Raw genomic sequence first — 26892 nt, forward strand, 5'->3', positions numbered from 1 at the left:
GGAGTCACGCGCAAACAACGGACTAGCGGAAACGGCTAATTTGCTCGAGGGCTTTTTCCATTTGCGCAAAGTCAGGTGACGCGTTTTCTATAGGTCGGTTGGTGTTATCCATGTATTGATATTGCCCCCCCGCACCCACTTCTAAAATGGTGTCGTCGGTGACCAACGCATAGCCGCTGTAGTTTGACGATAACACCCAATCTTGACCGGGGTTTGGTGCAAGTAAGTCATGACCAATCGCGTAGCTGGCCGGATCGGACGTTACGCCTAAATAATGCTTCATCAGGGTGGGCGCAACATCTTGGTGGCTGGTTAGCTGCTTGCCGGTATCGATCTGCTTTGCATCGATGCCGGGGCCGACCATCGCGAAAGGCACATGAATTTGTGGGTCAGTAAAGTTACTGTTATGTCCCCAAAAATTCAGTTGATTGTCATTCATTTCTTGGCCGTGATCGCCAGTGAGCACAATCAAGGTATTATCGAACTCCCCGCTTTGTTTTAGCTCCTCAATGACCTTGGCCACCAAGCTATCAACGTAGCGCACGCTGGTCTTGTAGCGATTGAAAAACGGTGTCGGATCGGTCTCGTTATTTAGCTTGAGATAGTTAATTTCGTCCAACATCGGTTGATATTTGGGGGTAAAGTCTGCAGGGAAATCATAGCCATGTGGCGCATCGTAAAATAAAAACGAGAAGGTGGGACGGTTGGCCTCACGCTGCTGGTGCCAACGGATCCAATCTTGAGTGAGATCTGCGTCTAGCTCGGCGGGAGAATCGCCCTCAGAGCCATTACGTAAATCGGACACCTTGGTAAACACGGTTTGGTTGAATTCCGGTTTTTCCAATTGCGCGGCGGTAAATATACCCAGTTGATAATCGAGACCCTGCAGGCGGTCCATCAGTACCGGTGATTGTTGATTGGCAAGAAAGCTGTGCCAATAGGTGCCGGGCATGCCATAAAACAGACCAAAAATGCCGGTACGGGTGGCGTTCCCCGTCGCAAGGTGATGTGAATAGGTACGGCCATTTTGTGCCAACGCCCAAAGGTTAGGGGTGTTGTCAGCATTGAAGGTATCCGCACGCCATGAGTCAACCACCAAAAACATGATATTCACCGGCTGCGCAACCTCAGTCGTACTTAGCGGCGAAAGGGGATAGTTAAGGTCGGCTTCGCGATCCACATCCATCGCCTTTTGGCGCGCTAGAGCTTGTTCATCAATCCAGCCATTTTTACGCATCATACTGTTAGCGGTGGCCGGATAAAAAAGCGGCAAATAACGTTTCACCGTTGTCACGGGCTGATACGCATAGGCTGCGGCCCAAATATGAATCCCGTGGGTGGCGAGCAAGGTAAGAAACGTGAGCAGCGCAAATTTTTTGCCGATTTTCTGTTGGGAAGAAAAACGTGTCCGTGACAATGCAGCCAGTAGCCACCATTGCGCAGCGACACAGGCAAGCACGCCACCTACTACCATCAGCCAAGTAATCAACGGGAAGCTGACAATCTGTCCGGCGAGGATCAGATCCAGCACCATGGCATTGATATGGAATCGGTACTGGGCAAAGACGATGGTATCAATGAAAAGGGTGATCACACCCACTGAGGCTATCAAGGCAAGCAATGGTTGGCGCACCTTGGTTGGCAGCAGTAACAGCGGGAGTGTTACCAAGCCAACAATGGCGGCAAGTAAGGCCATCTGGCTAAAGGTACTGACCACGATAAAAGTGATGCCAAGTGGGTCAGTAGGAAAGCTAGGTAGAAACGCAAAGTAGCGGCTGGCTATTGCCATCAATACAAGGGCGTTAATGGCAATAAACCAGCTATGGGTTTGAAGTCGCGATTTAAAAGACATGGTTTCTTATCACAGTTGAGTTAATCAATTGGCAACGTAACGGGCGCGTTGCCAGGTTGTATGACGACGTGTTTTATCGAATAAGTGGGACACCAAAGTGATGCCATAAAATGGTAAGCCAGACCACACCTGCTAAAAGTAAACTGACAAACACCGCCGCAGAGCCGATGTCCTTGGCTCTACCACTGAGTTCATGGCGCTCTACACCCACTCTGTCGACCACGGCTTCAATGGCGGAGTTAAGTAGTTCGACGATAATCACTAACACAATGACGCTGAACATCATCAAGGATTCCGTCAGTGGTAATTGCAGCCAGAGCAATACGACTAGCGCCGCAGCCAATAATACAACTTCTTGACGGATCGCGGCTTCATGGTGATATGCCGCTTTTAATCCAGCCCAAGAATAGCCAGTGGCTTTAATGATACGTATCAGTCCTCGTGGCTTTTCTGAGGGGGATGTATTAGCGCCCATAAATACATTCTCGTAACAATTTGATCGATAGACTGGCATTTTACATTTAACCGAACCAACTGCATAATCGGCGCGATAACTTAATTGGAATTTGTTATGCCTCTGTTTACTCACGCCCCACGCTCCCTGTGTTTTTTACGCCTCTCTGCGATTGGCGATGTTTGTCATGCGGTCGCGGCGATTCAAGCCGTGCAGCGCCATTGGCCGCAGACGCAGATCACTTGGGTGGTTGGTAAAGTTGAAGCACAGCTTTTAGCTGGGCTTGATGGGGTGGAGCTGGTGGTGTTTGATAAAAAAGCGGGATTAGCAGGCATGCGTCACGTCTGGCGGCAGCTGAAAGGGCGCCGGTTTGATGCGTTAGTGCATATGCAGCTTGCTTTACGCGCGAGCTTATTGACTGTGGGGATCGCCGCGCGCCACCGCGTGGGGTTTCATCGTCATCGAGCGAAAGAGGGACAGTGGCTGTTTACCAATAAACGGATCCCCGACACCCAATCTTGCCATGTGTTAGATAGCTTTTTCGCCTTCACTCAATATTTGGGCGTGCCGGTTATGCCGCCGCAGTGGCAACTACCACTTTTTGAAGACGATCATGCCTTTGCTAAAGCGCAACTGGGTGACAAGCCTACTGTCGTGATCAGTCCAGCCGCGAGTAAAGATGAGCGCAACTGGCTACCAGAGCGCTACGCTGAATTTGCCGACTACGCAGTCGGTAAAGGGTATCAGGTGGCACTTTGTGGTTCGCCGGCGGCGCGTGAAAAAACGCTGGCCGCCTGCATTATCGCTGCTGCTAACGCACCACTGGTTAACTTGGTGGGACAAACAAGCCTTAAGCAATTAGCTGCTGTGCTCGCACGCGCCGATGCGGTGCTGGCTCCCGATTCTGGCCCCGCACACATGGCAACCACACAAGGCACGCCTGTCTTAGGCCTTTATGGCCATAGCAACCCGAAGCGGACCGGCCCTTATAACAATCTCGCGGATGTGGTCAGTGTTTATGAAACCTTTGCTGAACAGCAACATGGCAAGTCCGTTGATCAATTGGCATGGAGCACGCGGGTGAAAGGCGATCACGTGATGGCTGCCATTGATACACAGCAGGTGATCGACGCATTTGAAACCATGATGGCGAAGCAATAGAAAAAGGCCCCGTAGGGCCTTTTGTGTATCGATGCCAGTATTAGCTGGCGAGCTGGCGGAGCACGTAGTGAAGAATGCCGCCATGGCGGTAGTAATCCCACTCAACCGCGGTATCGATGCGGACATTGACGTTAAACTCAATGGTTTTATCATCCCGCATGGCACGCACTTTGAGGGTGGACGGTTCGCCGCTAACCTCGTCAAAGTCGAATGCTTCCGTGCCATTTAAGCCAAGCGATTCAACGGAGTCACCGTCTTTAAACTGCAACGGAAGCACACCAAAGCCAACCAAGTTAGAACGGTGAATACGTTCAAAACTTTCAGCAATGACGGCTTTAATGCCTAATAGGTTAGTGCCTTTTGCAGCCCAGTCACGACTTGATCCCGTGCCGTACTCTTTACCCGCAAGCACTACAAGTGGTGTCCCCTCGGCTTGATAGCGCTGAGCCGCTTCATAGATACTCATTTGCTCATTGGTGGGCAAATAGGTAGTCATACCGCCTTCGGTGCCCGGCGCCATTTGGTTTTTTAAACGTACGTTGGCAAAGGTACCGCGCACCATGACTTCGTGGTTACCGCGGCGCGAGCCATAGCTGTTGAAATCCTTCGGCTCTACACCTTTAGATTTCAAGTATTCGCCCGCGGGGCTATCTGGCTTAATTGCGCCGGCGGGTGAGATATGGTCAGTAGTAATAGAGTCACCGACTTTGACCACACAGCGCGCCCCCTTGATAGGTTTTATCTCAGGAAGTGCCATGGTCATGCCGTCAAAGTACGTTGGCTTTTTAACGTAGGTTGAATCGGGCCATGAATAGATCTCATCTTGTGGCACTGGTAATTGTTGCCATGCCTCGGTCCCTGCAAACACATCTGCGTATTTGTTTTTATAAAGCCCGTCGGTCATTGCTGCTTGAATGGTGTCTGCCACTTCTTTTGGCGTTGGCCATATATCATTAAGGTAGACGGGCTTGCCTTGTTGATCGTTTCCTAGCGGCTCTTTGAGAACATCAATATTCATATTGCCCGCCAGTGCGTAGGCAACGACTAGTGGTGGTGAGGCTAGATAGTTAGCTTTCACATCTTGATGAATACGGCCTTCGAAATTCCGGTTGCCCGATAGCACGCTAGTGGCTAGTAAATCCGCGGAACGAATGGCTTCTGCAATTGGTTCAGGCAATGGTCCTGAGTTACCAATGCAGGTGGTACAGCCAAAGCCAACGATATTAAAGCCAAGCGCGGCAAGCGGCTCGAGCAGGCCGACGTTTTCTAAATAAGCCGGCACTACTTGTGAGCCCGGGGCGAATGATGTCTTAACCCAAGGCTTAGTATTTAAGCCTAAATCTCGCGCTTTTTGTGCCACTAATCCGGCTGCCACCAGAACGGCAGGGTTCGAGGTGTTGGTGCAAGAGGTGATCGCAGCAATCACAACCGCGCCGTGCTCAAGGTTGAATGTTTCTCCTTTGTATTCGACCTCCACTTTGCCCTGTTCGCGTAGGCTTGGGTTGTCCACGGCTGTTTGCCCGCCTTCGCTGGCAAAGCTTGCAATCACATTATTCGCCGCTGCTTGCTCTTTTTCTAACAGCTGATCAAACTGACTTTTTGCCTCGGTTAAGGCGATGCGATCTTGTGGCCGTTTCGGACCGGCAAGACTTGGCACCACATCGCCAAGGTCAAGTTGCAAGGTATCGCTGTAATCTGCCACCGGTGCATCATCATCGCGCCACAAGCCCTGTGCTTTGGCATAGGTTTCGACCAGGGTAATTTGATCCTCGGTACGGCCTGTCAGGCGCATATAACTGAGCGTTTCTTCATCAATCGGGAAAATGCCGCATGTTGCGCCATACTCTGGTGCCATATTGGCAATGGTCGCGCGGTCAGCCAACGGCAGCTTCGCAAGGCCCGGGCCATAAAATTCAACAAACTTACCCACCACACCACGTTCACGCAGCATTTGGGTGACGGTGAGTACTAGGTCAGTGGCAGTAGCTGACGCGGGCAATTCGCCTTTTAGTTCAAAGCCGACCACTTCAGGGATCAACATAGTAATAGGCTGCCCAAGCATTGCGGCTTCGGCCTCAATACCGCCAACCCCCCAGCCAAGCACACCGAGCCCGTTAATCATGGTGGTGTGAGAATCTGTACCAACCAGTGTGTCTGGCATGGCTAACTTGTTGCCACCTTTTTCTTCGACGAGTACGCCGGGAGCGAGATATTCGAGATTGACTTGGTGCACGATCCCAGTACCTGGAGGCACGACACGGAAGTTAGAGAATGCTTGTTGGCCCCAACGTAAAAATTGGTAACGCTCGCCGTTACGCTGGAACTCAATCTCGGTATTTTTCTGGAGAGAATCAACATGGCCGTAGTCGTCCACCATAACGGAGTGGTCAATGACCAGGTCAACCGCGCCGAGTGGGTTGATTTTGGCCGGATCACCGTTTAAGTCGCGCATGGCAGCACGCATAGCGGCTAAGTCAACCACGGCAGGCACGCCGGTGAAATCTTGAAGGACAACGCGCGCCGGAGTGAAATTGACCTGATCTTGTCCGGCGTGGTCGGCTTGCCACTGACAAAGCGTACGAATGTCATCCGCAGAGACATTCTTACCGTCTTCTTTACGTAGTAAGTTTTCTAACAGCACTTTTAAACAGTAGGGTAAGCGACTGATATCGAATGGCTCGGGCAATGCATCAAGTCGATAATAATCATAGCTCTCACCGTTGACGTGTAGGGTACGCCGGGTGTTGAAGCTGTCTTGGCTTTTGGAATCAGGTGTATTGCTCACGGGTGCCTCCCCTGGTCGGTTATTGTGAGTAAAAGAAACGGTCATCATGCGTTGCAGGCAACAGTCTCTCTTGGGGATTGCTTATTTTACCTTCATTATTGTAAATGGGGTTTTGTTGAAGTTAAAGGTTCGTTATCACGATACGGTCGATGGTTCTCATTGATCAATCCTTTTGTTTCACAACGTGCGCAAATAGCGCACTCAATGAGAGTATAGAAGGCTCTGCATCAGCGGGCGCTTCCGCTAAAAAGGGCTTATTTGGTATCAATGAACCATACTGATTTATTCTAAATGGCAACTTTTCGTGACAGTAATTAGTCATTCTGCCTATGGAAAATATCGCTATTTTCATCTTTGTTAGCCATTAATGCTAATGTTTTGGAAATGTTAATCATGCATCTGGAGCGTTTCAATCGCTTAACGTTTTTAACTAGTCTAAAATGCTATTTAGGGCTTTTTTGGTCGATAAATCTAGGGGTAAAACTGGAAATAGTAGGGGATTTAATTGATTATTCCATGTAGCGCATTTGTTAAATTTTTTGTCTGACAATTGCATTGCATCACTGTGTGCTTCGGCATGACAAAAGGAGACAGCCATGAATACCTCAACCCTACTCATGCAGCTTAATCAGTTAGATGATCATCATATCAAGCAACTGCAACCTTCATTTAACCGGTTACCTGGCACTTCGCATGCGGATGGTGGATTTCGCCTGCGTCGTTACTCGATCGTTCATGTCTTTGACGGCGGGGTTGAAAAGCTGCCGCCACGACCATTTATGCAAACTTCTGATATCAATGAATTCCAAGGTGATGTGGCACGGACGTTTGAAGATATCGAGCCCGAGACAGTACAAACGCCAGGGTTTCATGCGATGTGCCGAACCTTTCGCGACCTCTATCAACTTAGTGATGATAATGATATCGAAATCCACCAGATTCGTATTCAGGCGGATAATCAATCTGTGCAGGTCGCCCCAGAAGGCGTTCACCAAGACGGCTTTGATCATATCGCCATTGTGAGCATTGGCCGCGATAATATTGATGGCGGTGATTTTCAGGTGTTTCGTCACAAAACTAGCGCACCACTCTTTAGTCTCCCATTGATGCCGGGTGAAATGGCGGCCCTCGATGATCGTGCCCTTTGGCATTATGCTGAACCGATTACTCCCGTTAATCATGCGCAATCAGGCACGATGGATGTATTTGTACTCACAGCAACAAGGAAGTAACGATGATACCGGCAGTTTTTTCTCCCCATGCAGTACGAGGCTATTTTCCTGCATTGACGCAAACTATTGACGGCCAATCCGTTGCTTTTTTTGATGGGCCAGGGGGGGCGCAAGTACCGCAATCTGTACTGGATGCCATGGTGACTTATCTGGGGCACTATAATGCGAACTTGGGGGGACAATTTTTTTCTGGGCATCACACCACCGCAATGATGCAACAGGCACGTGATAGCGCCGCTGCTTTTGTCAATGCGCCATCATCGGACTGTATGGTCTTTGGCCCGAATATGACAACGTTGACGTTTTCGTTAAGTCGCGCAATCAGCCGTGATTGGCAAGCTGGTGATGAGGTGATTGTCTCGGCACTCGATCATTATTCTAATGTCTCTAGCTGGCAGCAGGCCGCACACGATAAAGGGGCGACTGTTAAGCAGGTGCGAGTGGATGAATCCAATTATTCGATCGATATGACGCACCTTGTCAGTCTTATTACGGACAAAACCAAACTGATTGCGGTGACGCTGGCCTCAAATACCACTGGTAGTTTGGTGGATGTAGCAAACGTGGTAGAGATGGCAAGAAAGGTTGGTGCCAAAGTCTATGTCGATGCTGTCCATTACGCTCCGCATTATTTGGTCGATGTACAAGCATTAGGCTGTGACTTTCTTGCCTGTTCGGCGTACAAGTTTTTTGGCCCACATCTGGGTTTTGTATATGTGGCGCCTGAGTGGGTACAGACGTTGAAACCTTACAAAGTCGAGCCAGCCACAAACCAAGGTCCCGGTCGATTTGAAACAGGTACTCAGAGTTTTGAGGCGATTGCCGGATTTATTGCGGTGGTGGAATATCTCGCGCAGTGGGGCGATCCTGATTGTTCACTAAGAGAAAGATTGGCACAAAGCTATCGCCAGTATCAGGCGCATGAACAGCAGTTATCCGCCCATTTTATTGACCTGATGCAGGCCTATCCCAATGTTCACATTTATGGGATCACGGATGATGACCAGTTGGCTTATAGAACCCCAACCTTTGCGATCCGGATTGAAGGCGTCACGCCCGCGGATGTGGCGCAAGCGCTAGGGAAGCAACATTTTTGCGTGTGGAATGGCCACTTTTATGCCCAAGGTTTGTGCGAACAGCTTGATATTTTAGACAAAGGCGGTGTGATCCGTATCGGTATGATGCATTACAACACCGTTGATGAAATTGACCGGCTACACCAAGCCTTATTGCCATTTATTAGCGATTAAGGTTAATCAACCTCTCAAGCGGCCAAAAGAGCCGCTTTTTTTAGTTAAAATTGGCCTCGATTGAAATTTAAGTGTGAATTTATTCACAATGCAACCTTGAAACGTTAGCTCGCTCATAGGCGAATGCCTATCCGTACGTTATGATCACCACTGTTAGCACTGCCCAAGAAGCTGTTCAGAAAGAAATCATTTAAAAAGAAACCAATAATAATTAAGGCGAGACCCATGACTGAAGAACAAAACGCCTTTTGGCATCAATATCTTGCGACTCTTCCCTCTGACCAACGGCCAGCCGATGATCAAGTAGTGGTGGACACCTTAAGTCATCACACGGTGAGAGCGAATGAAGTCGCGACATTAGTGAGCCTAAACAAAAAGAAAGCGCATTGCCGGTTGCGCAGCTCTTTGGAAGAGAAAAATGCGGTGATCCCTCAAAAAGGACATTATAAGATCGTCCTTAATGGTCACCAGCGACCCGTGTGTATCGTCAAAACCACACAGGTGAGTTATTGCCCGTTTAACCAAGTTAACGCCGAATTTGCGGCACGTGAAGGCGAGGGAGATGGCTCTTACCAATGTTGGCACGAAGCGCATTGGGGTTACTTCTCCCAGTACGCCAAAACACACGGCCTGCATTTTGATGAGCACTCGGATGTGGTGCTTGAAGAGTTTGAGAAAGTCTATCCACTCTAAAAATCAAAGCCGCGTAGAGCGGCTTTTTTAATGGTGATTCATCTTCATGTAAGTCCGAGGTGACTCTCCCAGCATGGTTCTGAAAAATGTGATAAACGCACTGTCACTGGCAAAGTGTAATCGATGGGCGATATCACCTTGCTTTTTTCCCGCGGCGAGTAGCTCTATCGCTTTAATGATCCGCCATTGTTGTCGCCATTGCTGATAGCTCATCCCCGTTTCTTTCTTAAACAAACGCGTGATCGTTTTTTCAGAGGCGCCGCATCGTGTTGCTGCTTCTTTTAACGGTGGGAGTACATCCATTTCGAGGAGCGGCGATAAACGATAATCCGCCGGCAAAGGCAACGTCATTGTTTCTTCTTTAGCGCTTGTCAGCTCATCGATACATACAGCGAGAAGGTTGGCTGGTGCGCCACATTGCCAATCCGTCGTAAACGAAGAAAGAGCAATACGCTCCAGAACTTCTGTTAGTAATGGTGTTGTCGTCAGGATCATTAACTGAGTAGGTAATTGGGTGATTACCCTTTGGTCAAAATAGATCGAGCGGTAGCCTACCGTGTGTTGCATCTCAACCCTATGCTTGCATTGGCCCGGAATCCAGGCAACTCGAGTGGGAGGCAAGATACTGACTGAGTTCGCGAGGGTTATCCGCATACAGCCATGCTGACTAAAGAGTAATTGGCCTTTTTGGTGATAGTGAAAGCCTGAGTCGTGCGAGGTTAAGTCAGCACCAATCCCCAGCACCGAATTATCGAGCATATCAGGATCAAAGTTATCGTCGCTGTTGAGCCATGCCATTACAAATTGTCTTATTTTATAAACTTATTGTCTTTTATATTATAATAGACAAGGTGCTGATGTTGGTAGTCTAAGACCTCATTGTTTTCTTCAGAGGTCATTATGCAAACACGGACTTTTAGCCTGACTTTAGCTATGGCTTTAATGATGTTTCCGCAAATTGCAGAAACGATTTACAGCCCGGCGCTCCCCGAACTTGCTTTACACTTTTCGGTTACTCCCGATATCGCTTCGCAAACCTTATCTAGCTACTTTGTTGCTTTTGCATTTGGCGTTGTTTTTTGGGGGAGAGCTTGTGATGTTATAGGTCGTCGGCTGAGTATGCTCGCTGGTTTGGGGGTCTATGCGATGGCATGCTTGCTTGCCGTGTTTAGTTCTGATTTTAGCCTTGTTTTGATAGCCAGAGTCATGGCGGCTTTTGGTGCCGCGGTTGGGTCAGTTGGTACGCAAACGATGATTAGAGATTGCTATAGTCGTACCCAATTGGCGCGAATGTTCGCAGTGATGGGGATTGCCATTGCACTGAGCCCTGCGATTGGCGTGTTGGCTGGAGCGTTATTGGTAGGTTTTCTTGGTTATCAAGGGGTATTTATTGGGCTGGCTATTACGTCTGTAGGGCTTTTCCTCTACGCCTATCAGTGTTTACCTGAGACCCTAAGGGCTGATAACTCTCTTCCTCCGATGGCGCCGGTTTTACGACGCTTAATGATGGATGGTGATGTCTGGTTCAGTGCTGTCTTGGTGGCTGCATTTAACATTAATTTATTTGCTTACTATCAGCTTGCGCCTTTCTATTTTAGCACTTTGCGCATCCCGCCCTCATGGTATGGCTACTCAGGTTGCATCTTAGCACTAGGGATTGGTATTGGGGCCATTGTGAATAAGAAGCTTTTAGCAAGAGGCTGGGTGTATAAGCCGTTACTTTTATTGTCTGGCCTCGTCTCTACCCTAGGAAGTATTGCGGTTTGGAGGCTAGAAACCAGTCCTTGGTTTGTGATGCCTATGATATTCGTTGTGATGGCGTATGGGATTGCGATCCCTAACATCCTCGCATACGCGCTTCGCCACTATGCTGATTGTGTCGGTACGGCTGGTGCCCTATTCGGTATGCTCTATTACGGGTTAATTGGTATTGGATTAGCAAGCGTAGGAGCAGAGCAAGCTCTGGGGATAAGCTTGACTGTCAGTAGTATAGTCGCGATGTGCATTGGGTGGTGGCAGACAAAATCGGTCTGAACTGCGTTTTTAGGCGGGCACTGTCGCGACTAAGCCGACTAAGGTTTACTCACCGATATCCAAATTAATCTCATCGGCCCATGGCATGTCCGGCAAGGTGTCTAAGTTGGCTTCGTAACGTGATAGTGTGAACTGCCCGTTATTTTGACTAACGTCGTAAATCTCAACCATCAATGCGCACGCGATATATTCAATAGCTTCTTCGCGGGAATAGCCGGTCATACGTAGACGCATAACTGTCTCGGCGACTTTTTTAGGCTCTTGGTCAGTAATTTGATTCTCGACGACCGTAATCAGATCTTCGATACGCGTACTGGCTTCTTCTTGCATGGTTTTACTCGTTGTTTTTAATCGTGGCGCCATCTTAGGACATCAAACAAGCCCTAGCACGACATTTTTGCAATGCGTAAGGCGTATACGTTTCAATAACCGTGGCTAATATGTTAATGATAACTATTATCGGAAAAGTATAGTGAAACAAAAGGATATGACCATGACAAAAACTCGTATCGAAAAAGACAGTATGGGCGATGTTGAGGTGCCGGCGGATGCCTTGTATCAAGCGCAGACCCAACGAGCGGTAAACAATTTCTCGGTCAGCGAACTGACCATGCCAGCGGATTTTATTCGCGCATTAGCCATGGTGAAACATGCAGCGGCAACGGCTAACGAAGAACTAGGCTTACTGGATGGCAACATCGCCCACGCGATTCGCCAAAGTGCCGAAGCCATCATGGATGGTGAGCATTTAGCGCAGTTTCCGGTGGATGTATTTCAGACCGGCTCAGGCACTAGCTCAAACATGAATATGAATGAAGTGCTGGCAACCTTGGCCTCTGAAAAATGTGGTGAAACGGTCAGCCCCAACGATCATGTCAATATGAGCCAAAGCAGTAACGACTCTATTCCTACGGCTATTCAGATCAGTGCTACTTTGGGCTGTGAAAAAGCCTTACTTCCCGCGTTAGTGCATTTACGTGACGCGTTACAGGAAAAGAAAAGCAAAGTCGGCCATATCGTGAAAACGGGTCGTACCCATTTGATGGATGCGATGCCTGTGACGCTTGGACAGGAGCTGGAGGCTTGGTCGCAGCAAATAGAACATGCGATGGTACAAATTACCCAAAGCCTATCATCGGTACGCGCACTGGCACAGGGTGGCACGGCAGTAGGGACGGGAATCAATGCTCATCCATTATTTGCCGAGCGTTTTGCCAAAGCAATCTGTGCGTGTAGCCACTCCTCATTCACGGCGAGCGAGAATCCCTTTTTCGCCATTGGTAGTCAGGATGCGCTGGTGGCACTGCATGGTCAGTTAAAGACCACCGCAGTGGCAACCATGAAACTGAGTAACGATTTACGTTGGATGAACTCGGGCCCACTTGCCGGGTTAGGAGAAATTGAGCTAGAGGGGTTACAGCCGGGATCGTCTATTATGCCGGGGAAAGTGAATCCTGTTATTCCAGAATCCGCTGCTATGGTCGCGGCACAAGTCATGGGCAACGACACCACTGTCACTGTAGCCGGTCAGTCGGGTAATTTTGAATTGAATGTGATGTTACCTGTGATTGCCTCAAACTTACTGCAAAGTATTCATTTACTCGCAGGCTCTAGCCGACTGCTGGCAGATAAAGCCATTCGTAGTTTTAAGGTCAGAGAGGACAATTTGCAAGCTGCACTGTCTCGCAATCCGATTTTAGTGACGGCGCTTAATCCTGTGGTTGGATACTTGAAAGCGGCTGACATCGCGAAAAAAGCGTATCAACAAGGCCGCCCTATTTTGGATGTTGCCGAAGAAGAAACTGACCTAGGCCGAGAAAAGCTGGCTGAGTTGCTTGATCCAACCAAACTGACACAAGGCGGTATTGCTGAGTAAAATACGGGGCGAGGCAGACTCGCCCTTTAAAGCATTAATCCATTTTTTTAAGTGCAATGGCATTCATACAAAAACGTAAGCCAGATGGCTCGGGACCATCTGGGAAGACGTGACCCAGGTGAGCATCACAGCTGGCACAGGTGGTTTCAATACGCGTCATGCCATGGGTTGTATCTTTGTGATAGGCAATGGCATTGTCTTGCGCTGGCTGGGTAAACGAGGGCCAACCTGTGCCTGAATCGAACTTTTCGCCGGCATCAAACAGCAAGGTGCCGCAGCACACGCAGCCGTAGAGGCCTGGCTCAAATAGGGTACACATGCCCGAGCTAAACGCGCGTTCTGTGCCCTTTTGGCGTGTCACTCGGAAAGCGTCATCACTGAGTTGTGCTTGCCACTCTTGTTCGGTTTTTTCGACTCGCGACAGCGGTGTGAGATTGCCGTTTTCACTTCGAGCGACGATGTCTTGCCATGTCAGCATGATGTTATTCCTCTTGTTGACCGGACAGGAGTCCGTGCTACAGGCGTCTAGTGTTATGAATCCTGGTGATCGATGCAAGTAGTACGGTTGCTTTTTACTGCTGGGATCAACTTGATAGGGTGCCAATCCCCCATTTTATTTCATCATCGAGATCATCTTTCACTTGATCGCGATAATCTTCCATATGTTGCTCAATCAAGTCATCGGGCTGTGAGAAGAACGCAATATGGAAAATCGCATCCCCTTCATTCACTACAGGGAGGGTATGCTGACCAATGACGATACCACTTTGCTGGGCTTTGATTTCGGTTTCTGTTGTGCCTGCAGGATCACTGATAATGCCAATGACTTGATCGCGGTTGACACTTTGTCCGAGCGCCACGTGACTTCTCAATAAACCATCAGCTTCTGCACGCACCCATTTTGTTGATCGGGCTGTGACGGGCTGATAAGGCGTTTTTCGACGTGTTTGGCGTAACATGCCAAGGTAGCGCATCACACGAATCACCCCTCGTACACCGGCATTAATTGCATAAGGCTCAAAACGAAGCGCCTCACCGGCTTCATAGGTGATCACGGGAATATCAATACGCTCAGCTTCGGCGCGTAGCGATCCTTCACGCAATGCGGCATCGACCACCACAGGCGCGCCAAATGCGGTTGCCATCGCCGCCGCCTCTTGATTCTCCAGATTGGCTCTAATCTGAGGCAGGTTGGTGCGATGAATGGCCGCGGTATGTAAATCGATAACATGGCTACATTGGCGAATCACTTGCTCAAAGAGCTGATACGCCATTCTTCCCGCTATTGATCCTCGCTCTGAGCCGGGGAATGAGCGATTTAAATCTCGGCGGTCAGGGAGATACCGTGATTTGTGAATAAACCCAAACACATTCACAACAGGAATCGCGATTAAGGTGCCATGTAACTTTTTCGGATCGATTTTGGCCATGACTTGACGAACCACTTCAATGCCGTTGAGCTCATCTCCGTGGATGGCGGCACAAACAAGCAGCACAGGGCCATTTAACTTACCATGCAGTACTTCAACACTGACGTTAAGCGGTGAATGTGTATACAAACGGGCAATTTCAAGTTCGAGACTTGCTCGCTGACCGGCTTGAATATGTTGTCCACCGATCTCGATGGCGTCGCTTTGTTTAGCCCTTCCCACGTGTGCGTGTCCTCTGAGGTTTGGCATTTTTTTCTATATAATCAATCACTAGTCCGGCAACATCTTTTCCTGTTGCGCGCTCGATGCCTTCTAAACCTGGTGATGAATTGACTTCCATGACCAACGGGCCACGTTCTGAACGTAACAGATCGACGCCCGCGACATTCAGTCCCATGGCTTTGGCTGCCGCCACTGCGGTTCTGCGCTCTGTAGGTGTGATCCGAACGAGGGTCGCGGTCCCGCCACGATGAAGATTCGATCGAAACTCGCCAGGTTGTGCTTGGCGTTTCATCGACGCAATCACCTTATCGCCGATAACAAAGCAGCGAATATCAGCACCGCTTGATTCTCGAATATATTCTTGCACTAAGATATCGGCTTTAAGGCCCATAAATGCTTCGATCACACTTTCTGCGGCTTTTTTGGTCTCGGCGAGCACAACGCCAATACCTTGGGTTCCCTCAAGCAGTTTCACCACCACTGGCGTGCCTCCGACCATCGTCAGCAAATCGGCAATATCACCCGGTTTACTGGCAAAACCAGTGTGCGGCATACCGATGCCTTTGCGTGATAGCAGCTGCATAGAACGCAGCTTATCCCGCGAACGTGTGATGGCGACAGACTCGTTCATCGGAAAGACACCCATCATTTCAAACTGGCGTAAGACAGCACAGCCATAGTAGGTAACGGACGCGCCAATCCGTGGAATAATCGCATCGAACCCACCGAGATCTTCCCCTGCCAAATGAATAGACGGTTGGGTTGAGTTGATACTCATATAGCAGCGTAATGCGTCGATGATCTTGTAATCATGGCCACGTTGTTCGCAGGCTTCGATGAGGCGGCGCGTAGAGTAAAGATTTTTGTTACGCGAAAGAATACCGATTTTCATTGCGCTTGGGGCTCCTTATTTACCGAGGAGGAATGAAGACATGGGATCGACAATGATCTTACCTGCCATTGCGGTGCGTCCCAGTAACATACGAAATCGCATGTTATCGCGTGCGGTGAGTGTCATTTCGATGGGATAACACAAGGTTCTCGCTTTTATCGTTGTTTGTATCACATATCGTAGTTGCTCGTGTCCTCCGGAATCACGTACGAGGCGTCGTGCGAGAACCGGTGCTTCGGCTTGAACGGCGGTTTCGTCATCGCCTTGGTTTGGATGGACCCAGAATCTTACCCACGCCTGGCCGCTTTTCTCGAACTCTTCAATTTTAAACGTGTGTAAACAGGAGGTGCGTGCACCCGTATCGATTTTCGCTTTGATGCGGGCTATATCGAGCTCAGGAAGGCTCACCCATTCGCGCCAACCGACACAGACTTTATCGTTCGATTTTACAGGCATTGTCATCATTACTCGTTGTTATTTAGCCCTTGTCTCACCATAGAAGCGATAATGATTATGCGTGGTAAGAATCAGAAAAATCAGCGATGATATGTGATAACCATCGCATACCAATTGCGGCGATGTCATGGCATTTTGTGGGCGACGGATGATCCTCATCGGGCCTAGCCAATGCGTTTTCCGCCCATGGTTTCGTTATGAAGGAAATACCATGCAAACCAGTGAGAGACAAGAAGTGATTGATGATCTGCTGTCAAAAGTCGATCAAGGTTCGCTTGATGTCGTGCAAGATATTGAGCAGGCACATAGTTTAGATAGCCTTGCGTTATTGTTAGAAGCCTTACCGTTGACCGATCGTGTGGGGTTCTGGGAACAACTGTCATCGTCATTGCAGCTGCCTGTGCTGGCTGAAATGCGAGATGATGCCAGTGAAGCGATTATCCGTGCGGTGGATGATGATCAGTTGCATGCACTATTCGCCGACTTGGATGCTGATACCTTACTTGAGCTGCAAGATGTGCTGACCGAGCCATTACTGGAAGAAGCGCTAGGTCGGATGGATTCAGAGCAAAAGCAACGTTATGCCTCCGCCCAGCAGTATGCAGATAATCAGGTTGGGCATTGGTGTGATCATCAGCCTTTGGTCGTTCCTGCAAAAACGAAAATTAACGTGGTATTACGATGGTTGCGGCGTGTCATGCCAAAGTATTGTGATCACGTATTTGTGGTCGATAGTCGAGGCTTTTGGGTGGGTGCGGTGCCAATCCACCAGTTATTTGGCGCGGATGGACGATTAAAAATTAGCGAGCTGGTTCGAGACCAATTTCCCAGCTTGAATGCGCGCGATGACATCTACGCCAGTGCTGACAAAGTGGCAAACAGTGAAGAGATTGCCTTACCCGTACTCGACGAGGGTGGGCTCTTGATTGGTCGTTTCGATTTGGGCACCGCCTATGAGATGCAGGCCGAGCGTGCCGAAGCGCAAATTATGGCCTCTGCGGGTCTAGATGAAGACGAGGACTTATTCTCGCCGGTGATGAAAAGTGCTCGAAATCGCGCACTATGGCTGGGTATCAACTTAATGACGGCCTTTCTCGCCTCCTGGTTTATCGGTTTGTTTGAAGCTACGCTACAACAAGTGGTGGCGCTCGCGGTATTAATGCCGGTTGTTGCATCCATGGGAGGAATTGCCGGCAGCCAAACGCTCACCTTGATCGTACGTGGTTTAGCACTTGGACAAATTTCTAAGTCCAACTTAAAACCCCTGCTTACGAAAGAGTTTAAAGTCGGCTTATTTAATGGGATTTTATGGGCTGTGGTGATTGGTGTTATTGCAGGATATTGGTTTGATAGTTGGGGCTTAGGTGCGGTGATTGGGAGTGCAATAGTCGCTAATATTATCAGTGCCGCCTTGGCAGGAATATTTATTCCAGTGCTATTAAATAAACTGAAAATTGACCCAGCACTCTCCGGCTCAGTGATCTTAACCACTGTGACGGACATTGTCGGCTTTGTCGCCTTTTTGGGTTTAGGGACACTGTTTCTGCTATAATTTTTTTCGACGATAATTTGCTTTTTTCGACCCCAAAATCTTTCGAAAAAAGTGCTTTCGATCAAAAAAGCGCTCATGAGGGGAATGAGCGCTTCTAGTTGTTACGCGTTGGCCAACGGCACAGAGGTATCTGTTGTCTGTGGCTCTTCCGCTTCCAGTTGTTTACCGTCTGCGATGGGAAGCAGCTTCTCGCAATATAATGTCATAATATCTTCACGGATCAGCTGCTCCAGTTCCGCTGCGCGCTCTGTTGGGCAAAAGAGTCGAACGTGAACAAGCTGTTCGCCTGTTTCGGTGTGCGATAAATATAAATGTGGCTCAGGGCCGGGTAAATCGACGCCCGCATGACGCTCTATCACATGATTGTATCGCCGAGCGATATCCATAAAATCTTCACTATGATCGTCAATACGTGCCAATAACGCGGGAATATGCGGATATAAATTAATATCGCCGCGGATCACCAGATGAAAATGGTGATACACATACCGCTTCATAAAGTTAAGATTTTTCACCGTGGTGGCAAAGAACAAGCTATTTGGGAGGGTCGCGGTTTTTCCGGTATAGCAATAATGGCCATTATGGGTATCAATTTCTTGAATTTTCGTCGCCATTAAATTGTGTTCGATCACTTCACCGCGTGTATTACCGACTTCAATCCAATCGCCAATACGAAACGAGCGAGAGCTCGCGCGTTGAATTGAACCGGTGAAACATAAAATGATCTCTTTTGAGGCGACGACAACAGCAACGGCGATGGCGGTCAATGATAACGCAAATTCATTGATTTCGGTGTTCCAAAACAGGAATAGAAAGAGTAACAGGGTAGTAAACGCCCCGTTTTTCGTGCGAGACATCCATTTACGCTGATCTTCGCTAAGAAAATTACTGTCACCACGAATGTGGCGTAGGATCAGTCGGCGAACGAGACTGACTGCGACAACCACTCCGACGGTGGTTAATAACTTGTTTTCTAACAGTAGTTGGACAATATTGCTTAACTCAGACAACAAATCTATCTCCATGGTTTCCGTTAACGCCTACCCGAGTGATGGCGCTATTCTGCCCCCAAGTGAACAAAAATAAAACGCATACTTTGCAAATAGTGTTCATTCCGATATCCGTCACCAAGATATAAGCTTATGGATCGTGCGTGTTTGAGCGTCGGGTGTGGTGGTTTGAAGGACATATAAAAGCCCTCATAAAAACAAGGGCTTTGACGGCAATTCGTGAGTTAAACGGCTTAACTGCCAATGACTCCGCCGTCTTCTTTGGTGATCATGATGACCGAAGAGCGCGGTATAGCGTTACCACCAGCAGGAAAGTGAGCACCAGGGTGTTGGACGCCGACAAGCATAGTGCGTGAATCAGGGGTAAACGTCAGCCCTGTGATCTCACATGAGGTAGGCCCCGTGAGGAAGCGACGAATTTCGCCTGTTTGAGTATCCGCGCATAACATTTGGTTATTGCCCATGCCGGCAAAATCGCCTTCGTTGGAATAATTGCCGTCGGTTTGGATCCAAAGACGTCCGGCGCGATCAAAGCCGATGCCATCCGGGCTGTTAAACATATTGTCTTTGTTGATGTTGTCTGTGCCTGCCATTAAGCCAGATTGCTTTTCAGGATGGCCTGCCATCACAAAAATATCCCACTCAAAGGTGTCACGGGTATGATCGCCTTGGGTAGGAGCCCAACGAATAATATGGCCATAAGGATTTTCTGTGCGGGGGTTAGCGGCATTGAGGGGTTGATTGTCTTTGACGCCGCGGTACTTATTATTGGTTAACGTGCAGAAAACGTGTTTTTTGTCGGCATGCACGGCCACCCATTCTGGGCGGTCCATGGTAGTGGCCCCCACTTGTGTTGCTGCTTCTCGGGCAAAAATGAGCACGCTGGCCTCATCAGGAAAGCCGTTTTCTGGCGTGAGACCGTTTTTGCCAAAGGTCAGCGCTAACCATTCACCTTGGCCGTTTAGCTCGTCGTCGCTGCCAGTAAATTTGGCGACATACAAGGTGCCATTTTCGAGCAAATCACGATTAGCGCTACCTTTACTCGGATCGTATTTTCCCTCAGAGACAAACTTATAAAGGTGTTCGCCACGCTCGTCGTCACCCATGTAAACCACAACATGACCATCGTCATTAACAGTGAGTGCGGCATTCTCGTGTTTAAAGCGCCCTAGTGCACTGCGCTTTTTCGGCGTTGAGTTCGGATCCATAGGATCAATTTCAACCACCCAACCAAAGCGATGTGGCTCGTTGGGATGTTTAGCCACATCGAAGCGTTCGTCATGTTTGTACCAATCATAGCCCCAATCAGAATCGCTGATACCGTAGCGCTGATACGTTTTGCCCAAGGTAACGTTTTTTGCGCTGGCAAAATAGCCGTTAAAGTTCTCTTCGCAAGTCAGGTACGTGCCCCAGGGTGTTTCGCCATTAGCGCAATTGTTAAAGGTGCCCAGGATCTTTTTTCCTGAAGGATCGGCGGCGGTTTTGAGTAACGAATGCCCGGCTGCGGGGCCCGTCATGGCCATTTCAGTGTAGGCCGTAATACGACGATTCAAGCGGCCCTCTTGGTTGACGTGCCAGCGGCCATCCATTTTTTTCAACTCAACCAAAGAGACGCCATGCGCCGCTTGTGACTTACGTGCATCATCGGCCGAAATATTTTTACCGCCGTGCTCAAATAAATATTCATCATTGATGTATTCATTATTTACCGCTAATAAAGCACGATCACTGGCTAGAGGAAAAAACGTCATGCCATCATTATTATCACCAAATTGGAGTGCTTGGGCATCGGCGCCATTTTGTTGGGAAAAAGCAGGTGCGTTAGCGAAAAGAGGATCGCCCCAAGAGACCAGTACGTCAGCTTTATATCCTGAAGGTACGTTCACTGTATCAGTTGTTGATGTTGGGATCGCCTCAAAGCCGAGCAGTTCACTTTGGCTCATTGTATCTGCTACTGCTTTCGCAACTGGATTGGCAGCAAAAAAAGCGACAGCACTGGCCGCTCCGGTGCCTTGTAAAAAACGGCGACGACTTAATGCTGCATCAATAAAGCGGTTGAAGTCAGGCTCTGTATCTAATGGACGTTGATCAATATGCTTGCTCACGGCATGGTTCCTTTCTGATCGTGATTAAATAGTTATACTGACCCATCATAAATTGTGGGCGCGTCTGCGAGCATGGTGAGCCACTGTTAAAACCTCATGAATCATTGGTTAACTTCTCGAGTCAGCCGGGATCCGTGCGCACAGGATCACGCTTCAACATAGTTTACACTTCACCGCCTGACTGATGTGAGGGCTAGTGCTGGTCAAAGTAATCCTTGCGCCGGATATATTTATCCATGTAATGGTAGGCAATCGGGCGCGTTAACCAACTATAGAGGACGCGCAAGATTCGGAATAAAGAGGGTGTATTGGTATAAATTTTATTCTCGTGTAACCAAAGTAATCGTCCTACATGCCAGTACACGAAGGGAATGGCAGGTAAGAATGTGACCATATCGACATCACAACAGATACGATAGGTACGTGTTGAGAAAGGGTATAATTGCTTAAAACGCCACATTCCGGCAGCCGGCTGTCCAAACGTCACGATGCGCTTGATTGCCCCGCCAAATTGATGATTTAGCTTTGCTGCAGCGATAATCGCCATGGCGCCCCCTGAAGAATGGCCGATAAAAGAAATATGTTTACCTGCGTGTAAAAAAGGGGTTAACGCAGAGATTAATTTAGTGAGTACTGTCTCTCCTTCAAGCACGGTGTGATCGGCCGCTTGGGCAATATCCGCAAATTGGCTGTCTGTCATGTGTCGGTATTGGCGTTTGTGCGGTTGCCATGACAAACTTTTTTGTGTGAGAAGATAGTGAAACCCCCAATGGACGTGACACTTCTTACCATCGATAGTGATCGTTTTAGGCGTGCACGCACAGTTGACCAACCAATCCCAGGCGGTTTGCGAACCACGAAAGACCACGACCGCGTCATCGTTTTCCCGCCACAGCACCCGGATAATACATCGTCCCCATCGGTCATAAATATCACGCCGGCCATGGAGACTGAATCCATACTGGGTGTGATCAAAATAGGTAGGGTAAGAGGCACGACAGAGTATGGCGTATCGCTCATATTGATAGCGTTTTAATCGCTTCATACAAGAGCCTATTTCATGAGTATTGGACTCAGGCTACCGAAAAAACATGACGAAACAGCGAAACGGTCAATGAATAGCGCGCTCAATCACCGCGCTAATAATTGTTTAGGAAGGGTTCTAAATGCGTATCATAAGTGAGCGCTTGAATCGGGCCGCGGTGGGTGATTAAAAAGGCAGCATTCGTGCAATTACCAATCCCAATAATAACTTGTACCAACAGCCGTAAATCTCTTAACCAACGTTGCGTCTGCTCTTGACTCCAGTCTTCACGATATAGCCCCATATGATACTCAACCCACCAATAGGCGCCGCGAATAAATGCCTTCATTACCGACTCTGCCGCTAGGATCTGTTCAGCGGTACCAGAAAAGTCAAAATCGGGTGAGATAGGTTTGCCTTGCGTAAACGCGACATAGTTTCGACAGTGGCGAAAGAGCGCGAGCTGAAGTCCGGCTGCAGAATCATAGTGAGGGAGAGACAAGGTCGTGACAGGGAGATGTTTGATCGAGCGACGAAACAATGCCGCCGTGCGCTTACCGGGCATCAGATGCTCTATCGCGTAAAATAAATCCAAACTGATAAGCTGATTATTCAAGAGTACTCTTCACTATATTGGCACAACACACTTATCCTGCCTGAATGGGCGGCTCGAGTATACAATATCGTATACTGAATTAAAGCATTAACTGATTCGCTCCCTCAAAGGAAGGCGTTGACAGCGTTGCTCTGATAATTCTCACTTACTCTATGCCATAGCGCGCTTTTAGTGCAGATATCGCCTCTTGCTTATCGGATAGAAACTGATTGAATTCGTCGATGAGCTTGGGATGATGGATGGTGGAAAGCCGTCGAGTCCCTTTTTCATGGGGCAAGGTATCATCAAAGCGTACCGATCCTTTTTTAAAGCCCATTTGGTCAAGATAAAACTGTGCAACAGCGATATTGGCATAGCCGCCATCAATACGACCGCTGACAAGCTTCATCATCAAAGAATCATATTTGTAGCTCTCATTTAAGCGTGTTTGGCCCGAACGGATACGTGATTGATAAAGTTCAGGGGTAAAGCCTACGACGGTTCCTAGTCGCTGTAATTGGTCAATAGGTTGGCCATAGTTTTGGTCGATAACCATGACGCCGTCGATATAATCAACCACAGGCTCACTATAAATGACATTGACGCCTTTTTTGATGTCGCGATCCCAATCGGGACTATCTGGATATTTAAGATCAACGACACCATCGACAAAACGGGAAGGAAGGCTTGTGAGTGGTAAAGCTTTGTACACAAATCGATAGTGATGCGTGTTGGCGAACATATCGAGTAACTCGCGATTAAACCCTGAATAACTGCGATTAGAATATGCTGAAAAGGGATAATACTGAGAAAAGCTCTGTACGCCTACTACATAAGTCGTTTTGGCATTCACGGATACCGAGACACTCATAATCAGTAATAAAGCCCATAATCTTTTCATCGTTCCTATCCGACTTTCGTTGATTTTCCTCTTGTTATTGTAGACACAGAGACCGCACCTGTCTTTGCGTGCTCGGCTGTTATTTTACAACATCGACTTTCACTTATCCTTTTTTGGCACGCATAGCTGTCGATAAATCATTCGGTTATCGGTCACATTTTGCGCGTAAATATTTGAATGAACATTCGGTATGTTTTATTTTTTCACTTGGACTTTCAAATTTGATCAAATAACGATGAATAAGCATGAAATTGCGTCGCGGGCGATGCGGCAACATATTCTTTCAACCACATTGGAAATCGTTGGTAATGAAGGGCTTGCGGCACTCACAGCAACAAAGTTGGGTAAAAAAGCGGGGATCAGCAAAGGCGCGCTCTATCATCACTTTGATAATCTTGATGCAGTAAAGTATGCGGCTGTGGATGAGCTCATTTCGATGTTTTTAGCCGTGGCTGAGCCGGCTAATTTCGAAGACTTTGAAAGTTATTTAGCGGTGACAGGCGATACCTTATACCTGACCATGCAATGCGAGCCTTATGCGATGAAGGCGATGTATAGCTTCACGACTCAAGCATTATTTGATGGGCAATTTCGTGCGGCAATACAACGTTTTTCTCAGCACGGCTTAACCGAATATACCCGAGCAATTGAGTACTTTTATCAAGGGAAGATTCCGCAGTATCAGATAGATACGGCAATTCGGGTAGTGGACGCTTTCTTTCTCGGGGCGGGCTTACAAAGCTATTTATCGCAAGGCGAGGATCGGTTTCGTCAGAGTTGGGCGTTGTTCTCACAAATGTTATTAACCCAACTTGATGAAAAGTAGAGCGCCATCTCTGAGGTGAGGCGCTCTAGTGTGTCAAGCTCGGAACTATACTAGCTCAGCGTTGTGATAGACGTTTTGTACGTCGTCGCAATCATTAAGCATGTCGAGGAACTTTTCAAAACGTTCAACATCATCGCCACTGACCTCAGTATCGATTTGAGGGACAAAGGTGATCTCCTCAAGATCAATCGGCGTGTCGCCAAGAAAGTCGCTCAGCGCATTTTTCACTTTGAAAAACTCTGTATGAGGCGCGAAAACCGTAATCATCCCTTCGTCTGCTTCGATGTCGGAGACATCCACATCAGCCATGACCAGGGCTTCCAGCGTGCCTTCTTCATCTGTACCTTGAAATTGAAACACCGCTTGATGTTCAAACATATGAGACACCGCGCCCGGTGTACCAATTTTCGCATCATTTTTGACAAAGCATTGGCGAACATCCATGTAGGTACGGCTGTTGTTGTCGGTTAAACAATCAACAATCACCGCACAGCTACCAGGGCCGAATCCTTCGTACCGAGCCACTTCATAGTTCTCACCACCAGAGCCATTAGCTTTATCAAGTGCCTTGTCAATGACATGCCCAGGCACTTGATCCTTTTTGGCTTTTTCCATCAAGCGGCGCAGTGATAGATTACTCTCTGGATCTGAGCCACCATTTTTAGCACATACGTAAATCTCTTTACCGTATTTTGAGTAAACCTTAATTTTTGCGCCTTGGGTTTTGGCCATTGACGCTTTACGAACTTCAAAACTTCGTCCCATTGGGAATCTCTCTTAATAACGCTTTCGCAGATACGGGGTGATTCTATCAAGAGAGTGTTCCTTTGCACCAGTAAATGCACTGACCTTGGACAAAGTCAGTGCGATAGACACGAATCACACTCTCTTGGCGTCTAAATGGCCCTTGCCTGAGTCACCGGGCTTTGGCTTATTCTTGGCTTAAATGACTGGCATAGAGCTTAGGCCTGCGGTGCTTCAAGTTGGTGACTGAGCCTCGTTCATGCAGCATTTTGAGCTTATCAAGGTCAACATCCGCGAAGATCATCATCTCCGTGTTTGCGTTCGCCTCTGCGAGTGTCGCATCGTGAGGGAAATACACATCAGACGGTGAAAAGACCGCCGACTGGGCATATTGAATATCAACGTTATCGACACGGGGCAAGTTGCCGACACTACCACCAATAGCAACATAACATTCGTTTTCAATTGCGCGAGCTTGAGCGCACAAACGGACTCGAAGATAACCATTTTTGGTATCTGTCCAGAAAGGAACAAATAAAATCTGTACCCCTTGCTCGGCAAGGATCCGCCCTAACTCTGGGAATTCCGCATCATAACAAGTAAGAATGCCAACGCGGCCTGCGTCGGTTTCGATAACTTTTACTGTATCACCGCCATCGATCACCCAGTCTCGTTGCTCATGTGGCGTGATATGGATTTTGTACTGTTCGTCAATGCTGCCGTCTCGATGCATCAGGTAAGACACATTGTAGAGCTTGCCATCTTCGAGGACTGGCATACTCCCTGCGATAATATTGATGTTGTAAGTCACCGCAAGCTGAGAAAAGCGTTGTTTAATGGCTTGGGTAAACTCACTAAGAAAACGTATCGCCTCCACCGAGCGTTTATCTGGTGCAAGCCCCATTAACGGTGCACAGAAAAATTCCGGGAATAGGGCAAAGTCCGATTGATAATTGGCTAAAGAAGAAACAAAAAACTCGGCTTGGTTGAGCAGGTCGTCAACGGATAACACGTGGCGCATCTGCCATTGCACAACCCCGAGGCGCACAATGGTTTTATCAATATCGTGCACCGATGATGCGTCTTCCTCATAAAAGAAGTTATCCCACTCCAATAATGTTGCGTAACCTGCGGATTTATCATCTTCGGGCAAATAACGATTCATTAGCCGTTTGACGTCAAAGTCATTAGACAGCTGAAACGAGAGGATAGGATCGTGAATCTCTTTACGTCTTACCTTGTTAATGTAGTCAGTCACTGACACATCGGTATGTTTGTGATAACCAGGAATGCGCCCACCCGCTAGAATTGCCTTTAGATTTAATGCTTGGCAAAGATCTTTGCGCGCCTCATAGAGACGACGTCCCAAGCGGTGCCCGCGGTAGTCCGGATGCACGAACACATCTAACCCGTAAAGCGCATCACCTTTGGCATCATGAAACACTACGCCGTCGTCAGTAATGATATCGCTATAAGTATGAGGGAGAGAAAAACGGTTGTAAGAGACTTTGAGTGTGAGGGCAGCGGCGACGATTTTACCGTTATCTTCAATGCATATCTGGCCATCAGGGAAGGCCGTTACCAGTTGCATGATCGTGCTTTTTGGCCAAGCACCGCCGACATCTGGAAAGACGAGGTCCATCAACTCTGCTAAGGGTTGATAATCGCTAACTTCTATAACACGCAAGTTAAGTAGCGTGGCGGTGTTTTCATCCATTACACGTTCTCCTATTGATAGCTGAGCGACCATTATGACAAAGTTTGATGTCTAAGTTCACGTTTGTTGATTGCTGGATTT

At 48.2% G+C, this 26892-nt stretch carries 24 protein-coding genes; 8 read left to right on the plus strand and 16 right to left on the minus strand.

Features of this window, described 5'->3' with window-relative positions; genetic code table 11:
* Positions 1-22: 22 nt before the first annotated feature.
* The gene (locus HLG76_RS04160; protein WP_175993122.1) at positions 23-1852 is read right to left on the minus strand and encodes a DUF3413 domain-containing protein; all 1830 of its coding nucleotides are present in this window, start codon (positions 1850-1852) and stop codon (positions 23-25) included.
* Positions 1853-1925: 73 nt separating this feature from the next.
* Positions 1926-2327 carry a diacylglycerol kinase gene (locus tag HLG76_RS04165; protein ID WP_077461428.1) on the minus strand — a complete coding sequence of 134 codons (402 nt, stop codon included), beginning with the start codon at positions 2325-2327 and terminating at the stop codon, positions 1926-1928.
* Between the two features lie 96 nt (positions 2328-2423).
* Between HLG76_RS04165 and HLG76_RS04170 the strand changes: the two genes are divergently transcribed.
* The gene (locus HLG76_RS04170) at positions 2424-3467 is read left to right on the plus strand and encodes a glycosyltransferase family 9 protein (RefSeq protein WP_175993123.1); all 1044 of its coding nucleotides are present in this window, start codon (positions 2424-2426) and stop codon (positions 3465-3467) included.
* 40 nt (positions 3468-3507) lie between these two features.
* On the opposite strand, the gene acnA is transcribed toward HLG76_RS04170, so the two are convergent.
* A complete protein-coding gene (gene acnA, locus HLG76_RS04175; protein ID WP_368656342.1) occupies positions 3508-6252 on the minus strand; it encodes an aconitate hydratase AcnA in 2745 nt (914 codons plus the stop codon).
* A gap of 596 nt (positions 6253-6848) precedes the next feature.
* Here acnA and HLG76_RS04180 point away from each other — a divergent pair.
* From HLG76_RS04180 to HLG76_RS04190, 3 genes are all read left to right on the plus strand, one after another.
* Positions 6849-7484 (plus strand): 2OG-Fe dioxygenase family protein, encoded by a 636-nt coding sequence (locus HLG76_RS04180; protein ID WP_021024275.1) that lies wholly within the window; start codon positions 6849-6851, stop codon positions 7482-7484.
* A gap of 2 nt (positions 7485-7486) precedes the next feature.
* Positions 7487-8734, plus strand: a complete 1248-nt coding sequence (locus HLG76_RS04185; RefSeq protein ID WP_175993124.1) for a cysteine desulfurase-like protein — start codon at positions 7487-7489, stop codon at positions 8732-8734.
* 225 nt (positions 8735-8959) lie between these two features.
* A complete protein-coding gene (locus HLG76_RS04190) occupies positions 8960-9427 on the plus strand; it encodes an ASCH domain-containing protein (protein ID WP_077661422.1) in 468 nt (155 codons plus the stop codon).
* 27 nt (positions 9428-9454) lie between these two features.
* On the opposite strand, the gene HLG76_RS04195 is transcribed toward HLG76_RS04190, so the two are convergent.
* Positions 9455-10225 (minus strand): helix-turn-helix domain-containing protein, encoded by a 771-nt coding sequence (locus HLG76_RS04195; protein WP_077661421.1) that lies wholly within the window; start codon positions 10223-10225, stop codon positions 9455-9457.
* A gap of 102 nt (positions 10226-10327) precedes the next feature.
* On the opposite strand from HLG76_RS04195, the gene HLG76_RS04200 reads away from it, so the two are divergent.
* A complete protein-coding gene (locus tag HLG76_RS04200; protein WP_077661420.1) occupies positions 10328-11461 on the plus strand; it encodes a multidrug effflux MFS transporter in 1134 nt (377 codons plus the stop codon).
* A 45-nt stretch (positions 11462-11506) separates the two neighbouring features.
* Here HLG76_RS04200 and HLG76_RS04205 read toward each other — a convergent pair whose 3' ends face one another.
* Positions 11507-11791: a hypothetical protein gene (locus tag HLG76_RS04205; protein ID WP_175993125.1), complete on the minus strand. Its 285-nt coding sequence runs from the start codon at positions 11789-11791 to the stop codon at positions 11507-11509.
* Between the two features lie 157 nt (positions 11792-11948).
* Between HLG76_RS04205 and HLG76_RS04210 the strand changes: the two genes are divergently transcribed.
* Positions 11949-13337: a lyase family protein gene (locus HLG76_RS04210; protein ID WP_175993126.1), complete on the plus strand. Its 1389-nt coding sequence runs from the start codon at positions 11949-11951 to the stop codon at positions 13335-13337.
* 34 nt (positions 13338-13371) lie between these two features.
* Here HLG76_RS04210 and msrB read toward each other — a convergent pair whose 3' ends face one another.
* The 4 genes from msrB to HLG76_RS04230 all read right to left on the minus strand — a co-directional run bounded on the left by msrB (position 13372) and on the right by HLG76_RS04230 (position 16337).
* On the minus strand, positions 13372-13815 hold the full coding sequence (gene msrB / locus HLG76_RS04215) for a peptide-methionine (R)-S-oxide reductase MsrB (RefSeq protein ID WP_175993127.1): 444 nt from the start codon (positions 13813-13815) through the stop codon (positions 13372-13374).
* A 106-nt stretch (positions 13816-13921) separates the two neighbouring features.
* Entirely contained in the window at positions 13922-14989 is a 1068-nt protein-coding gene (locus tag HLG76_RS04220; protein ID WP_077576712.1) for a succinylglutamate desuccinylase/aspartoacylase family protein, read from the minus strand.
* Entirely contained in the window at positions 14976-15881 is a 906-nt protein-coding gene (rimK, locus tag HLG76_RS04225; protein ID WP_025744775.1) for a 30S ribosomal protein S6--L-glutamate ligase, read from the minus strand. The genes HLG76_RS04220 and rimK overlap by 14 nt, the downstream gene beginning before the upstream one ends.
* Positions 15882-15896: 15 nt before the next feature.
* A complete protein-coding gene (locus tag HLG76_RS04230) occupies positions 15897-16337 on the minus strand; it encodes an ATP-dependent zinc protease (RefSeq protein WP_217706483.1) in 441 nt (146 codons plus the stop codon).
* 211 nt (positions 16338-16548) lie between these two features.
* On the opposite strand from HLG76_RS04230, the gene HLG76_RS04235 reads away from it, so the two are divergent.
* On the plus strand, positions 16549-17889 hold the full coding sequence (locus HLG76_RS04235) for a magnesium transporter (protein ID WP_077576711.1): 1341 nt from the start codon (positions 16549-16551) through the stop codon (positions 17887-17889).
* Between the two features lie 101 nt (positions 17890-17990).
* Here HLG76_RS04235 and HLG76_RS04240 read toward each other — a convergent pair whose 3' ends face one another.
* The 5 genes from HLG76_RS04240 to HLG76_RS04260 all read right to left on the minus strand — a co-directional run bounded on the left by HLG76_RS04240 (position 17991) and on the right by HLG76_RS04260 (position 23524).
* Entirely contained in the window at positions 17991-18914 is a 924-nt protein-coding gene (locus HLG76_RS04240; protein ID WP_175993129.1) for a mechanosensitive ion channel family protein, read from the minus strand.
* 218 nt (positions 18915-19132) lie between these two features.
* Positions 19133-21004, minus strand: coding sequence for a PhoX family phosphatase (locus tag HLG76_RS04245; protein ID WP_175993130.1), 1872 nt, complete (start codon positions 21002-21004; stop codon positions 19133-19135).
* Between the two features lie 193 nt (positions 21005-21197).
* Positions 21198-22049 carry a lipase gene (locus HLG76_RS04250; RefSeq protein WP_175993131.1) on the minus strand — a complete coding sequence of 284 codons (852 nt, stop codon included), beginning with the start codon at positions 22047-22049 and terminating at the stop codon, positions 21198-21200.
* Positions 22050-22143: 94 nt separating this feature from the next.
* Entirely contained in the window at positions 22144-22644 is a 501-nt protein-coding gene (locus HLG76_RS04255) for a hypothetical protein (protein WP_025744358.1), read from the minus strand.
* Between the two features lie 145 nt (positions 22645-22789).
* Positions 22790-23524, minus strand: coding sequence for a transporter substrate-binding domain-containing protein (locus HLG76_RS04260; RefSeq protein WP_077461418.1), 735 nt, complete (start codon positions 23522-23524; stop codon positions 22790-22792).
* A 235-nt stretch (positions 23525-23759) separates the two neighbouring features.
* Between HLG76_RS04260 and HLG76_RS04265 the strand changes: the two genes are divergently transcribed.
* Complete coding sequence (locus HLG76_RS04265; RefSeq protein ID WP_158009973.1) at positions 23760-24350, plus strand: TetR/AcrR family transcriptional regulator; 591 nt, start codon at positions 23760-23762, stop codon at positions 24348-24350.
* A 45-nt stretch (positions 24351-24395) separates the two neighbouring features.
* On the opposite strand, the gene HLG76_RS04270 is transcribed toward HLG76_RS04265, so the two are convergent.
* Both HLG76_RS04270 and HLG76_RS04275 read right to left on the minus strand, forming a co-directional pair.
* A complete protein-coding gene (locus HLG76_RS04270) occupies positions 24396-25115 on the minus strand; it encodes a YebC/PmpR family DNA-binding transcriptional regulator (protein ID WP_077661413.1) in 720 nt (239 codons plus the stop codon).
* A 166-nt stretch (positions 25116-25281) separates the two neighbouring features.
* The gene (locus HLG76_RS04275; protein WP_021024028.1) at positions 25282-26811 is read right to left on the minus strand and encodes a bifunctional GNAT family N-acetyltransferase/carbon-nitrogen hydrolase family protein; all 1530 of its coding nucleotides are present in this window, start codon (positions 26809-26811) and stop codon (positions 25282-25284) included.
* Between the last annotated feature and the right edge of the window lie 81 nt (positions 26812-26892).

It is taken from the genome of Salinivibrio sp. EAGSL (assembly GCF_013366455.1).
In the GTDB taxonomy this organism is placed as follows: Bacteria; Pseudomonadota; Gammaproteobacteria; order Enterobacterales; family Vibrionaceae; genus Salinivibrio; species Salinivibrio costicola.